We start from the raw sequence: 13,366 nt of genomic DNA, 5'->3' as shown, positions 1-13,366 counted from the left end.
GGTCAGTGTGTTGCATAGTGTTCGGGCTCGAACACCATGCCGGTGATGGCGCGGCTGTGATCCGGTTCGCCCAGCCATGTAGACCAGCCCAGGCGTTCCTGCGAGCCCAGGATGGCAGGCGGCGCCGAGTCCGGGATCACCTGCAGCTCGGCTTCCCAGACGAACTCGAAACCGACGAAGGCGCGCACCCATTCGATGAGCGTCGGAAGATCCCTGCCGTTCGGCGTGAAGTTCAAGTATTGCTGCAACCCGAGCGGGCCGATCACCAGACGGAACTTGTGTTGGCGGTCCGGCACCATTTCGCCAAGCATGGCGCCTTGCCCCATGACGCCTGGGGCGCCCGGGTGTCCCAGGCGGCTGCGCTCGGCCGGATCGACGGCGATCCAGTGCAATACATACTCTTCAAGCCTGACGGGCACACCAAAGAAGTGTGAAAGCGTGGCCGCGATGCCGTCGGGATTGCGTGCTTCGCGCACCTGGTGTGCGCTCGCAGCGAGCCGGGCGTGCGGCGGCAGGGTGCCGTGCGCGATTTCGTCGGCTTCATTGCCCGCCAGCCAGCCGACATAGCGGGAGAACACCTCGCCGTCGCGCCGATCGAGGCCCGCGGTGGCTTGCGCGCTTGCCCACGCGCGGTAGAACTGCGTGAAGGCGCGATGGTGGAAAAGATCCAGGAAGTCGGCGGTGGTGTTGTCCCGCTGTGCCTCGCTACGTTCGCGTACAACTTCCGTCAGGTGAATCGGCAGCGCCCCGTTCGGCCCCAGCATGCCCAAGCCAAACAATTGCACCTTGAGCCGGCCGGACAGCGGCTGCACCTGCGCGATCTCGCGCGGCGCGAAGGTGAGCGCGGCCTGCTGGCCAGCCCGGAAAGGCTCGTCGCGTGGCCGGCTCGCCTGCCCGATCGGGGGCAAATCAGGGTGCCGGGCGGACAGATGCCGCAGGAGCCCCAGGAAGCTCAGCTTCCACGGCGCCTGGCCGGCATAGTTTCCGGGCGCGGCCGTCGCCGCCGGCGAGGGCGGCACATTGTCGTCGTTGCCTTTGAACATGGCTACACGGCGCTGCGGCCGCCCATGCGCACGGGCCAACGATGCACCAGGCCGCGTTGCATGGAGTGCAGTTCGGTTTGCGTGAAGACATTGACCGAGACGTGGCGCGCCAGGAAATGCTCCAGCACCACGCCGAACAGGTATGGGCTGATGCCGGAGAAGCCGCCTTCGTCCACCGTGAGCTGGCACTGGATGCCGCGGCCGTAGATCAAGGGCCCGTTGCCTGGCAGCCGGCGCATGACTGGTTTCACGTTCGCGCCGATCAGGCTCTGGATTTGCCCCTGGTGCGCGAGGTCGTCGTTCGCCACGAAAAGCCGCAGCATGTCACGCAGGCCCTGGCCCCCTGAGCGATGCTCCAGGTCGGTCAGCGACAAGTAGTTGAAGCCCAGCAGCCGTATCAGGCGCCAGGCCATTTCACCATCCGCATAGGGCGGCCGTGGTGCCGACGGCGCGCGGATCAGGCCGATCCCGTCCACGGGGATGGAAGCTGCCGGGGTCAGGTCGTGCCGGCCATTGCGCGGTACCAGATTGGGCAGATCGCGATTTGTAACCAGCGATTCCACTGACAGGTAGCGCAAGGCGTCCGGGTAGGGAGCTTCGTGCTGGTCCACCAGCGACACGAACAGCTCGGTGCCGACGTATGCCGTGCGTGTGCCGTACTTGCGAGCCTGCTCAGAGATCAGCCGACGCTCGCGCCGCAGGGAAAAGTAGCGGCCGTGGTTGCCTTCATCACTATTCAGGGTGGTAAAGAGCGGCTGGAAGTCGATGCCTGCGCTGTGCTCGGACCGTTGTGCGGAGAGCTGCCTGACGGTGTGGATTTCGTAGTCAAGCGGATGCTGCCGGTCGGCGACCAGGTGAAACTCGGCGCGGCCCGGCGTGACCTCGATGCGATCGGTGCGCTTTGGAAACAGATTGACCACCGGTGTGCAAAACAGCGCGAACTGTTCGCGGTCGACCTTGCTGGTCAGATCCCGGGGCGGCTTTGACAGCAGCACGACGATCTCGGCTTCCTTGCCGCGGATCCGGCTCAGGCCCTGAGCGAGCTTGTTGAGGCCGAAGAAATAGAAGCGTTGCGGGCAAGCGAAGTACTCATGCAACAGGTTGTGCCCGTGGAAGCTGTTCCACTGCAAAGGCAGCGCGCCTTCGCCCGGTCCCATTCCCACGTAACTGACAGCATCCTGCGCCACTGCGCAGGGGCGCTCGCTCATGGCCCCGGGGTGTCCGATCAGCGTCGCCACACCGGCGCTGTGCAACAGTTCGAACAGTTGTGAGGCGATCAGGTCATCGCCGCGCAGATAGACCGGCAGGTGGTCCAGGCCGGGCAGTTGGTCGAAGGTCGCGTCTCGCGTACAGCGCAGGCGCAACCGCAGGGCACCCTGGACTGTCACATGGGCGGGCACATAGCGCTCCGGCCCCCTGACATCGGGCGGAATGCCAGTGAGCCGCGCTTCGGTGATCTCAACCGGCCACAGTGTCAACGGCTGCGTGGTCCTGAACTGGCAGGCCGTCTTCTCTCCAGGCGCCGCCGCCGCGTTGACCTCCGTGCCGCGCGGAACCTCCACGCCACGCGCAAAATCGCCCTCGCTCTGGCTGGGTCGGAACTGCGCGACCGCAATCGATGGCGTCGGCGCCACATAGTTGGGGTAGATCACCTCCAGCAGCCGCTGCGTGAAGCGTGGGAACTCAGCGTCCAGCTTGATCTCGGTACGCGCTGACAGGAAGCAGAACGCCTCGATCAGGCGCTCGACGTAGGGGTCGGCCACTTCGATGCCCTGCATGCCCAGCCGTTTCGCGACCTTCGGGTGCTGTTTGGCGAATTCCCCGGCCAGCTCGCGCATATAGACGAGCTCGCGATTGTAGTAATCGAGCAGTTGCGGATCCATGGTGTCAGCTGGCGTGGATCGATTGGACACTCATCCGGCTGGTTTCCAGGTCGAGCGAGCTTTGGGCAGTGAACGCCATCGGATACGGGTTCATATGGATCAGGCCTTTGATCTCGAACACCAGGGTGTTGTAGCGTTGTGGCGCATCTTCTTTGAGAAGCGGCTTCACTTCCAGCGAGCCGGGGATGAGCCGGGGTTCGAAGTCCAGGATCGCACGCCTGACGATGGTGACGATATCGCTCCACTTGTGTTCGGCCAGATAACTGCCGGCGACCGGGGACACGCCGTAGTTGATGGTCGATGCGGCAGCAGCGGGATAGCGCTTGCGATCGATTTCATCCTCGCGATTGGTGGTGTTGAGCAGATAGGTGAGGTCGCGCTGGATGATCTCGCGCATCTGGGCACGCGTGACGGTGTATTCGTCCGCGCTTTCCGTCTGGCGCTGGGGCGCGTCGTCGCGCAGCCGGTCCAGCAATGTCGGCAGCAGTTGCGAATTCGGGCGGCGCGGCGGGCGGTGTTCAGCCATGCTCCGCGTCCAGGGTGAGTGTTGTCACATCCAGCATGGCGACATCCCCCGTGTCCGTCATCCAGGTCTTCTGGCCGAAACCGATGACACCTGTCTCGCCCGCTTCACTCCAGCTGGTTTCGCGAGCCAGCCGAATCCCGTCGCTGCCTTGTTCGGAGCCTGGGTAGCGCACCGGCAGGAAGCCACGGCTGACCACGCCGTCGGCGAGTGTCACCGTGGCCGGGCGCCATAACAGATCCAGCAACCCGGACGCCTTGCCCAACTCGATCTTGCGCATCTGCGCAAAGGGCAGCCAGGCGTAGCGCCCCGCGGTTACGATCTCGCAGGTCGGTCCCAGCCGTGTGTCAGTGTCGGTGATCCAGGCAAAGCGCACGCCGTCGTGCGCGCCGGCTGAGGCTGGCACCTGCGACAGGGCCAGGTGCCGGCTGGCGTCCGCGGCTGAGCAATCGCCGGCCTTGTTTCCTGCCAGAGCCGTGTGGAGCTTTGCCACCCACGCCGGGGCCGGCAGCAGCGAGCCGGGGGTGCGCTGGCCGGCAAATACCTCGCCACGGAACACCTCCGCACGGATCAGGTCGCGGTACACATGCGCGGTTTGCGCGAAGCCGGGCGCAAGCTGCGTGGCGACCTGCAATTGCTTGAGGGCCCTGGACCAGTCACCGACCACGCAGAGCCACTGGAATAGCCGCCAACGGAAAGCGAAAGAGCCAGGTTCCTCGCGGACCTGCGCCTCCGTCTGGGCCAGCGCGCCCTTGACCGAGCCGCTTCGGCGAAGGATTGATGACAGCCCCGTGTCGGATGCCTGACGAGGGGTGTGCGATTCAAGCGTCATGGTCAGGATCAGGCGTCAGCGCCGGCGCGGGACGGTAGGCGCTGTCCATCGAGACCAGATGGTGTTCGCGACGGGTAAGCGGGGCCGTGACATTGCGGCGCCGCGTGGGCGCAATGTCGCCAGCGAACAGCCACAGCACGTCCGGCGCAGCCGGGGTTGAAAAGAGTTCGTGCTCTTCCAGGGATTCTTGGGAGCCGATCAGCGAATCAATATGGCCAGCTGTGTCCAGCATGTCCATCAAGCTATCGGCATGGTTCGCTTCGCGCGCGACCGTTTGCAGCGGCTTCGGGTCGACCTCCGCCGGGATCTGAACTGTCGACGTTGCATTTGAGCTGGCATGTGCACTGACGTAGTTCGGATCCCGTAGCGCCGTCTCGGCCTCGCGTTTGAGCTGATCGAGCACGTCGGCCGGGTCAGGGGCAGCCGCCGCCGTTGTCCCCGCGCCACCGGCTGGCTTCACCAGCGAGAACGGATCGGCAGCGTCTGGCTGCGGCCCCCCAAGCGCATCCCAGGGCCAGGGCGCATTGCTGTCGCCACCGAGTCCGGCGTTGACGGCGTGGATTTCTGCAGTGCGGTTCTGCCAGTCGCTCATAGCCCAGCCACCTGAGGTTATTGGTTTTCGAGAGCGTCTGATGATAATCGAAAATCCTGGTGTAACGAATTTTAAATCGAATGGAATTTTCCTATTAAATATCCGGAAAATCAGAATTAAAAAATGATTTTAGCAGTTTAAGGATGATCCTATGGACATCGGATAAAAATGATGTATGTCTCGGATGGATTGTCAAAAATTGTAATATTTCATGCGGGCATGGTGTTGGGTCATTGTCGGCGCGAAGAAATCGTGATAATCGCGCGATGGTGTGAATAAGTTCTTCAAAATCAATTGGTTAGATAAATTTAAGATGCCGCCGTGCAGGGATTTTGTCGCGGATGAGAAGTTTGCTAGCGTATTGTTTTGGTCATATCCTAAAAAAGCCAATAACAAAATCTCTGTGCAATGGCAGCCCTCTCTTCCAAGGAGGGCGAACGGCAAAGGCATCGAATGGATATTTCGCGTCAGGCGTTATTTGGCCGACTCAATCTCACGCTATTCAAGGCGATCGAAAGCGCGACGGCCTTTTGCAAGCTCCGCGGCAACCCGTACGTGGAGCTTGTGCATTGGCTCCACCAACTGCTGCAAGCCCCGGATGGCGACCTGCAGCGGATGCTGCGCCATGCCGGCGCCGACCTGTCCGTGCTTGAAGCCGACCTGACCCGCGCGCTGGCCGCGTTGCCTGCCGGCGCCACCTCGATCAGTGACTTTTCGTTCCAGCTTGAGTCGGCGATCGAGCGGGCCTGGGTCTATGCGACGCTTGCTTTTTCCGATGACCACGTGCGCGGCGCCTATCTGCTCGCTGCGCTGCTCAAGACGCCGGAGTTGCGCCGTACGGTGCTGGGCATCTCAAGCCAGTTCGCGAAGGTGCGGCCCGATGACCTGGTGGAAATGGCACCGGCGCTCCTCGCGCAATCGCCTGAGAGCCGTGAAGCGGCGTATGACGGCAGTGGCCTGGCGCCGGCCACACCGGGTGAAGCCAGTGGCGCGACGGCACCTGCCAGTGCCGGCAAGCCCGCCCTGGGCAGGTACTGCCGCGACTTGACCGAGGAGGCACGCGCGGGCCGGCTGGATCCCGTGATCGGCCGCGAGCATGAGATCCGCACCATGACGGACATCCTGCTGCGCCGCCGTCAGAACAATCCGCTCCTGACCGGAGAGGCGGGCGTCGGCAAGACCGCCGTCATCGAGGGGCTGGCACAGGCCATTGCCGCGGGTGAGGTGCCGCCCAGCCTGAAGGACATCAGGCTGCTGAGCCTCGACGTGGGTGCGCTGCTGGCGGGCGCCAGCATGAAGGGCGAGTTCGAAGCGCGGTTGAAGGGCGTGCTTGAGGAAGCTGCCAGATCCCCGACGCCCGTGATCCTGTTCGTCGATGAAGTCCACACGCTGGTTGGCGCCGGTGGCCAGGCCGGCACCGGCGATGCCGCGAACCTGCTCAAACCGGCGCTGGCGCGTGGGGCACTGCGCACGATCGGCGCCACCACCTGGAGCGAATACAAGCGCCACATCGAGAAGGATCCGGCGCTCACCCGCCGCTTTCAGGTGCTGCATGTCATGGAACCGGACGAAGCCAGTGCGGTCGCCATGGTGCGGGGTCTGGTCCGGACGTTCGAGGCGCATCACCAGGTACTGATCCGCGACGAGGCGGTGCGCGCCGCCGTCAGGCTATCGCATCGCTTTATCCCGTCGCGGCAGTTGCCCGACAAGGCGATCAGCCTGCTCGACACCGCTTGTGCACGCGTAGCCTTGTCATTGCATGCGCCCCCGGCAGAAGTCGAACATCTGCGCCACGAACTCGCCGCGGCCGACGCCGAGTGCGCGCTATTGGCCCGGGAAGCCGGCTTTGGCCGGCCGGACGCTGCGCGGATTGAGCTCGCACGGGCTCGGCGCGAGCAGTTCGAAGCCGACCTGGCTTTGGCCTCGGCGCGCTGGGACCGGGTGCGCGGTCTGGCGACCGACCTGGTCGCCCGCCGATACGCACTGGTGCAGTCCGCGTCGGATGAATCGACTGTAGCCGCCCCGGCGCGACGAACCCTGGATGAGCTCGAGGGCCATCTTCATGCCGCGCAAGCGGATGCGCCGCTTGTATACACGGAAGTGGATGAACGCGTGGTCGCTGCAATCGTCGCCGACTGGACCGGTATCCCGGTTGGGCGCATGGTCGCGGACGAGGTGGCAACCGTGATGCAGTTGCCGCAGACACTTGGCGAACGCGTGATCGGGCAAGGCCATGCGCTGATCCAGCTCGGGGAGCGCGTCACGACCGCCCGCGCACAACTGACTGACCCCAATAAGCCGGTCGGGGTCTTCCTGCTGGCAGGCCCGTCGGGCGTTGGCAAGACCGAGACTGCGCTGGCGTTGGCCGACGCGCTGTACGGCGGTGAGCAAAACCTCATCACCATCAACCTCTCGGAATTCCAGGAGCCGCATACCGTCTCGACGCTCAAGGGCGCGCCGCCGGGTTATGTCGGCTACGGCGAAGGGGGCGTACTGACCGAAGCGGTGCGCCGCCGGCCCTACAGCGTGGTGTTGCTCGACGAGGTCGAGAAGGCCCATGCCGATATCCACGAAGTCTTCTACCAGGTCTTTGACAAAGGCTACATGGAGGATGGCGAGGGGCGCCATATCGACTTCAGGAACACCATCCTGCTGCTCACCAGCAATGCCGGTTCCGAACTGCTGGCAAATCTCTGTGAAGACCCGGCGCTGATGCCGGAGCCCGCCGCACTGCGCGATGCGCTAATGCCCGAGCTGCGCAAGGTGTTCCCGGCGGCGTTCCTCGGGCGGCTGGTAGTCGTGCCATATCTGCCGCTGGCGGCCGAAAACCTTGGCCGCATCGTGCGCCTGCATCTCGATCGCGTGGCGGCGCGCATGCAGCATCAGCACGGCATTGTGCTGACTTACGACGACCCGGTGGTCGAGTTCATCGTGGCGCGCTGTCCGGTCGGCGAGACCGGCGCCCGGCAGCTGATCGGCTTCATTGAGCAGGTCATCCAGCCGCAACTGGCGCGCCTGTGGCTGTTGGCACTGTCCGAGAAGCGCGAGCTCGCGGTGATCGCGATCCGCGTCGCCGACAGCGCGCCTGCCGGGCTCGCCTACCACACCGAATACCGCGCTGGCCACGATGCCGTTGTGCCGGAGTGTCCCGAGGCCGGCTCGGCGTGACGCCGACCGGCATGTCCATGTAACCCGCAGGGGAAATCCATGTCTGTTGTGAACAGTTCGCAGAAATTCATCGCGCGCAACCGCGCGCCGCGCGTGCAGATCGAGTACGACGTCGAAGTTTATGGCTCGGAGAAGCGCATCGAGCTGCCCTTCGTGATGGGCGTGCTGGCCGACCTGTCGGGCAAGCCGGCCGAGCCGCTGCCGGCGGTCGCCGATCGCAAGTTTCTTGAGATCGATATCGACAACTTCGACGAGCGCATGAAGGCCATGAAGCCGCGCGTGGCGTTTGCCGTGCCCAATACGCTGTCCGGTGACGGCCAGCTCATGGTCGACATGACATTCGAGAGCATCGAGGATTTCTCGCCCGCGGCGGTAGCCGGCAAGGTCGATGCGCTCAGGCAATTGCTCGAAGCCCGCACCCAGCTCGCCAACCTGCAGACCTACATGGATGGCAAGTCGGGCGCCGAATCGCTGATCAACCAGTTGCTGCAGGATCCCGCGCTGCTGCAGTCGCTTGCCAAGGCGCCCAAGCCCAGGGCCGGCGACGACGAACTTCAGTCGCCGCAGTCCTGAATGGATCGGCTACTTGCCTACCTGAACCACCTCATCAAGCAAGGAATCCATGGCCTCCGCCCAACAAGCACAACAGCAAGCGCTCGCGAGCGCTGACCATTCCGACTTCGCCGCGCTGATCAGCCGCGAATTTTCGCCCAAGACCGACCAGGCCCGCGAGGCCGTCGATCTCGCCGTCAAGACGCTGGCCGAGCAGGCGCTCGCCAGCTCGTTCACCATGAGCGATGATGCCTACAAGAGCATCGAAGCCATCATCGGCGCCATCGACAAGAAGCTCTCCGAGCAGATCAACCTGATCCTGCATCATGAGGACTTCCAGAAGCTGGAGTCCGCCTGGCGCGGCCTGCACCACCTGGTCTCAAACACCGAAACCGACGACAAGCTGCGCATCCGCGTGATGGATGTGTCCAAGGAAGACCTGCGCCGGACCCTGCGCCGCTACAAGGGCATCGGCTGGGACCAAAGCCCGTTCTTCAAGCGCATCTATGAGGAAGAGTACGGCCAGCTTGGTGGCGAGCCCTACGGCTGCCTGGTGGCCGACTACTACTTCGACCACACGCCGCCAGACGTCGAACTCCTTGGCTCGCTCGCCAAGATCTCGGCAGCGGCTCACGCCCCGTTCATTGCCGGCGCCTCGCCGTCTGTGCTGCAGATGGATTCGTGGCAGGAACTCGCCAATCCGCGCGATCTGTCCAAGATATTCCAGAACCTGGAATACGCGCCGTGGAACAGCCTGCGCAACTCGGAAGATGCCCGCTATGTCGGCCTCGCCATGCCGCGTTTCCTGTCGCGCCTTCCCTACGGCATCAAGACCAATCCGGTCGATGAGTTTGACTTCGAGGAAGACACCGACGGTGCCGATCACCGCAAGTACGTGTGGAGCAATGCCGCCTACGCCATGGCGGTCAACATCAACCGCTCGTTCAAGCTCTATGGCTGGTGCACGCTGATCCGAGGCGTCGAAAGCGGCGGCGTGGTCGAGAACCTGCCGTGCCACACCTTCCCGACCGACGATGGTGGCATCGACATGAAGTGCCCGACCGAGATCGCCATCTCGGACCGCCGTGAAGCGGAACTGTCGAAGAACGGCTTCATCTCGCTGGTGCACCGCAAGAACACCGACTATGCAGCTTTCATCGGTGCCCAGTCGATGCAGAAGCCAGCCGAGTACTACGACGCTGATGCGACCGCCAACGCCAACCTCTCGGCACGCCTGCCGTACCTGTTCGCCTGCTCGCGCTTTGCCCATTACCTGAAGTGCATCGTGCGCGACAAGATCGGCGCCTTCAAGGAGCGCGAGGACATGCAGCGCTGGCTCAACGAATGGATCATGAACTACGTCGATGCCGACCCGGCCAACTCGTCGCAGGAGACCAAGGCGCGCCGACCGCTGGCGGCAGCCGAGGTGGTCGTCGAGGAACTGGAAGGCAACCCCGGCTACTACAGCGCCAAGTTCTTCCTGCGTCCGCACTTCCAGCTCGAGGGCCTGACCGTCTCGCTGCGGCTGGTGGCGCGCCTGCCGTCGGTCAAGGACGCCGCCTGAGCGTCGCTCAGGCATTGAAACGTACCGGTAGTTCCACGCCGAGGTATCGCGCCCCTGACCTGATTGGGGCGCGGCCCTGGTTGTGGCTCTTGTCTGCAGTACCTGTCTTAACGTCAAGGAGTTTTGCAATGGCACAGGACATTTTCCTGAAGATCAACGGCATCGACGGCGAGTCGCAGGATTCGTCGCACAAGAACGAAGTCGAAGTACTGGCCTGGGACTGGAGCATCGAGCAGCAGTCCACCATGCACGCGGGCAGTGGCGGCGGCGCCGGCAAGGCGACCGTGTCGGACCTGTCCTTCGAGCATTTCATCGATCGCGCATCGCCCAACCTGATGAAGTACTGCCTGACCGGCAAGCACATCAACGAAGCCGTGCTGGTGGTGCGCAAGGCCGGCGGCAATCCGCTCGAATACCTGAAGCTCACCATGACCGACGTGATCGTCACCAGGGTGAGCCCCAAGGGTTCGGTGGATGACGAAGTACGCATGCGCGAGAAGGTGGCGCTGTCGTTTTCCAAGGTGAAGCAGGAGTACGTGGTGCAGAACGCCCAGGGCGGCAGCGGTGGCGCCGTGACCGCGGGTTACGACATCAAGGGCAACAAGGAAGCCTGATTGTCATGGCTGGCCTCGCCGGCTACCAGTGTTGAAGCTGGCGAGGCCAAGGAGTCTGGCACTGACCGAGTGCGGAATCCATGCGGATGACAACGGCCCGACTCTGAGCAGCCGTTAAAGAGATGACCTTATGAGTGCGCTAAACAATCTGAAAAACCTGGCCGTTGGGCGGAATCGCACCGTCAGCGTCTCCAGCGCGGCGATTCCCGACCTGTTGGGGCAGCCCCAGCTGGAGTTCGTGAGGCTCTCAGGTCATGAGGGATTGAGCGAACTCTTCACCTACAAGGTAGACCTGCGTGCGGTCTCGCCTGCCGCGGAACAGTATCTTGCGGAGGCCGATCCCGATGCGATGATCGGCCGCGAGATGACCGTCACCATCGAGCTCGATGGCATGGGCACCGGCCTGCTGGGTGGGGTAGGGGCTGGGCATCGCGAGATCACCGGTGTCATCTCCGATATCGAACATGTCGGCGGCGTTGCGGAGAATCGCTTGTACCGGTTCACGCTGCGCCCCTGGCTGTGGCTGGCGACGCAGACGTCCGACTTCAAGCCTTTCCAGAAGAAGACGGTGATTGAGATTCTTGACGAGGTGCTTGCGGACTACCCGTTCTCGGTGGAGAAGCGCCTCGATACATCGGTCTATCCGAAGCTCGCCTGGGAGGTGCAGCATGGAGAGACCGATGCGCATTTCATCCAGCGGCTGACCGAGGAGTATGGCATTACCTACTTCTTCGAGCATGACGGCGGACACCATCGGCTGATCCTGGCCGCCGAATCGGGAGCATATCGCCAGTTCCCCAGCGAGGCCTATCACACGCTGCCCATCTATCCGCGTGGCTTCAAGATCGACCAGGAACATCTGGTCCGCTTCGATCCGGTCAACCGGCTGCGCACGGGCAAGGTGACGCTGAACGACTACGATCCGCGCAAGCCGCGCGCGAATCTGACCACCGACAACAGCCAGCCGCGCGATACCAGCTTCGCCGATTTCGAGCGCTACGAGCACCCGGGCGACTATGTCGATCCGGCGGTGGGCGAGATGCGGGCGAGGATTCGCATGGAGGAACGCCGCTCACGCGGCCGGCGCGCACGTGGCGCGGGTGCGCTGCGCGGGGTGGCGGCGGGCTGCACCTACCTGGTGAGCAATCACAGCAACCCGGCGATGAACCGCGAGTTTCTGGTGACCGGTGCGACGCTGGACCTGGAGGATGTCGGCGGCGAATCCGGCAGCGGGCAACAGTTTTCGTGCCGCGTTTCGTTTGAAGCGCACCCCACTGATGAAGTCTTTCGCCCCCCGCGCACGGTCGGCAAACCACGCGTGGCTGGCGTGCAGCGAGCGGTGGTGACCGGCCCGAAGAACCAGGAGATCTGGTGCAACGACCACGGCAACGTGATCATTCAATTCGAATGGGACCGCTACGGGAAGTACGACGAGAACTCGTCGCCATGGATTCGGGTGGTCAATGGCTGGTCGGGCGACCAGTTCGGCGCGATGCACATTCCGCGGATCAGGCAGGAGGTCATTGTGGCGTTCATCAACGGCGATCCGGACTGTCCGGTGATTGTCGGGCGGGCGCCGAACCAGCTCAATCTGCCGCCGTGGTTATTGCCCCACCAGCAGTCGTTGTCGGGCTTTCGGAGCCGCGAATTCGCAGACGGGAGTGGCAAGGGTGGTGGCCGCGCGAACAAGGTGATCGCGGACGATACGCCGGGGCAACCGCAGGCACAAATCGGCTCGGACTACCAGGCGTCGGAGCTGGCGCTCGGCCATATCGTCGATATCCCCGGCAATGCCGGTCGCACGGACAAACGTGGCGAGGGATTTGAGCTTCGTACGGACGCCTGGGGTGCCTTGCGCGCCAGCCTCGGCATGCTGGTCAGCACTTATCCGCGCGAGTCTGGCGACGACTATGCGCTTAGCATGGGAGCGGTGGTTGACGGCCTGCGGGAGAGCGCCAGAGAGGCCGATCAACTGATCGACGCCGGCAGGACAGTCGAAGCCCATGATGGGGAGCCTGCGGCCGTGTCCAAGATCCTTGCCAAGCAAGTGGACGCGATGCTGGGAGAAGGCCGCCTCAAGGAGCTGACCTCGCCGCACCTGGTTCTCGCCAGCCCAGCGGGAATCATCCAGGCCACGCCGGGATCAAGCCATACGCGCAGCGGCGGACACGCTGCCGTGACCGCCGGACAACATATCTCCCTGACCGCCGGGGGCGGCCTGTTCGCCAATGTCCGCAAGGCGTGGCGGGTGTTTGTTCATGAAGCAGGGATCAGGCTGGTAGCTGCTTCCGATGACATCGACATCCACGCCCTCAGGAACTCGGTCAACTTGCTCGCAAAGCTGAAGATCACCTTGACAGGCGAGCGGATCGAAATCAGCGCCGAAAAGGAACTGCGGCTCTCCGGTGGCGGCAGTGCGATCGTGCTTAACGGCAATATCAATGAGTACACGCCCGGCGGCCACACCATCCATGCCGCAAGCAAATCCAAATCGGGTCCGCGCAGCATGCCGGTGGAATTCGAGACAAAGTCGCTTTGTATTGAATGCCTGCTCAAGGCTGCCAAGAGCAATGCCGCACTGGTTCTGCGTTGATG

10 protein-coding genes are annotated in these 13,366 nt (G+C 63.5%); 5 read left to right on the top strand and 5 right to left on the bottom strand.

The window, feature by feature from the left end; genetic code table 11:
* Positions 1 to 2: 2 nt before the first annotated feature.
* From tssG to AC3WLF_RS05265, 5 genes are read right to left on the bottom strand one after another with little or no spacing between them, the layout of a single operon-like run.
* Positions 3 to 1,043 carry a type VI secretion system baseplate subunit TssG gene (gene tssG, locus AC3WLF_RS05285; RefSeq protein ID WP_492357917.1) on the bottom strand — a complete coding sequence of 347 codons (1,041 nt, stop codon included), beginning with the start codon at positions 1,041 to 1,043 and terminating at the stop codon, positions 3 to 5.
* Between the two features lie 2 nt (positions 1,044 to 1,045).
* Complete coding sequence (tssF, locus tag AC3WLF_RS05280; protein WP_492352253.1) at positions 1,046 to 2,926, bottom strand: type VI secretion system baseplate subunit TssF; 1,881 nt, start codon at positions 2,924 to 2,926, stop codon at positions 1,046 to 1,048.
* A 4-nt stretch (positions 2,927 to 2,930) separates the two neighbouring features.
* Complete coding sequence (tssE, locus tag AC3WLF_RS05275; RefSeq protein WP_011614627.1) at positions 2,931 to 3,452, bottom strand: type VI secretion system baseplate subunit TssE; 522 nt, start codon at positions 3,450 to 3,452, stop codon at positions 2,931 to 2,933.
* Positions 3,445 to 4,281, bottom strand: coding sequence for a type VI secretion system accessory protein TagJ (locus tag AC3WLF_RS05270; RefSeq protein ID WP_492317577.1), 837 nt, complete (start codon positions 4,279 to 4,281; stop codon positions 3,445 to 3,447). Before AC3WLF_RS05270 ends, tssE begins: the two co-directional genes overlap by 8 nt.
* Positions 4,271 to 4,873, bottom strand: coding sequence for a TagK domain-containing protein (locus AC3WLF_RS05265; RefSeq protein ID WP_492317576.1), 603 nt, complete (start codon positions 4,871 to 4,873; stop codon positions 4,271 to 4,273). The genes AC3WLF_RS05270 and AC3WLF_RS05265 overlap by 11 nt, the downstream gene beginning before the upstream one ends.
* 453 nt (positions 4,874 to 5,326) lie before the next feature.
* On the opposite strand from AC3WLF_RS05265, the gene tssH reads away from it, so the two are divergent.
* The 5 genes from tssH (at position 5,327) to AC3WLF_RS05240 (ending at position 13,364) form a co-directional block, all read left to right on the top strand.
* Positions 5,327 to 8,041, top strand: a complete 2,715-nt coding sequence (tssH, locus tag AC3WLF_RS05260) for a type VI secretion system ATPase TssH (RefSeq protein ID WP_492357916.1) — start codon at positions 5,327 to 5,329, stop codon at positions 8,039 to 8,041.
* A gap of 39 nt (positions 8,042 to 8,080) precedes the next feature.
* A complete protein-coding gene (gene tssB, locus AC3WLF_RS05255) occupies positions 8,081 to 8,614 on the top strand; it encodes a type VI secretion system contractile sheath small subunit (protein WP_492356822.1) in 534 nt (177 codons plus the stop codon).
* A gap of 49 nt (positions 8,615 to 8,663) precedes the next feature.
* Positions 8,664 to 10,157 carry a type VI secretion system contractile sheath large subunit gene (gene tssC / locus AC3WLF_RS05250; RefSeq protein WP_492357915.1) on the top strand — a complete coding sequence of 498 codons (1,494 nt, stop codon included), beginning with the start codon at positions 8,664 to 8,666 and terminating at the stop codon, positions 10,155 to 10,157.
* Between the two features lie 128 nt (positions 10,158 to 10,285).
* The gene (locus AC3WLF_RS05245) at positions 10,286 to 10,771 is read left to right on the top strand and encodes an Hcp family type VI secretion system effector (protein WP_492317575.1); all 486 of its coding nucleotides are present in this window, start codon (positions 10,286 to 10,288) and stop codon (positions 10,769 to 10,771) included.
* Between the two features lie 130 nt (positions 10,772 to 10,901).
* A complete protein-coding gene (locus AC3WLF_RS05240; RefSeq protein ID WP_492317574.1) occupies positions 10,902 to 13,364 on the top strand; it encodes a type VI secretion system Vgr family protein in 2,463 nt (820 codons plus the stop codon).
* The last annotated feature ends 2 nt before the right edge of the window (positions 13,365 to 13,366 follow it).

This window comes from Cupriavidus sp. FW306-01-F10A (genome assembly GCF_058782785.1).
The sequence above is the reverse complement of the archived record's forward strand: the minus strand, read 5'-3'. Positions and strand labels throughout refer to the sequence as shown.

Coding starts and splice junctions, on each gene's coding strand:
- tssB (WP_492356822.1), top strand. CDS start 8,081: ATGTCTGTTGTGAACAGTTCGCAGAAATTCATCGCGCGCAACCGCGCG.
- tssE (WP_011614627.1), bottom strand. CDS start 3,452: ATGGCTGAACACCGCCCGCCGCGCCGCCCGAATTCGCAACTGCTGCCG.
- tssG (WP_492357917.1), bottom strand. CDS start 1,043: ATGTTCAAAGGCAACGACGACAATGTGCCGCCCTCGCCGGCGGCGACG.
- tssC (WP_492357915.1), top strand. CDS start 8,664: ATGGCCTCCGCCCAACAAGCACAACAGCAAGCGCTCGCGAGCGCTGAC.
- tssH (WP_492357916.1), top strand. CDS start 5,327: ATGGATATTTCGCGTCAGGCGTTATTTGGCCGACTCAATCTCACGCTA.
- tssF (WP_492352253.1), bottom strand. CDS start 2,926: ATGGATCCGCAACTGCTCGATTACTACAATCGCGAGCTCGTCTATATG.
- AC3WLF_RS05270 (WP_492317577.1), bottom strand. CDS start 4,281: ATGACGCTTGAATCGCACACCCCTCGTCAGGCATCCGACACGGGGCTG.
- AC3WLF_RS05245 (WP_492317575.1), top strand. CDS start 10,286: ATGGCACAGGACATTTTCCTGAAGATCAACGGCATCGACGGCGAGTCG.
- AC3WLF_RS05265 (WP_492317576.1), bottom strand. CDS start 4,873: ATGAGCGACTGGCAGAACCGCACTGCAGAAATCCACGCCGTCAACGCC.
- AC3WLF_RS05240 (WP_492317574.1), top strand. CDS start 10,902: ATGAGTGCGCTAAACAATCTGAAAAACCTGGCCGTTGGGCGGAATCGC.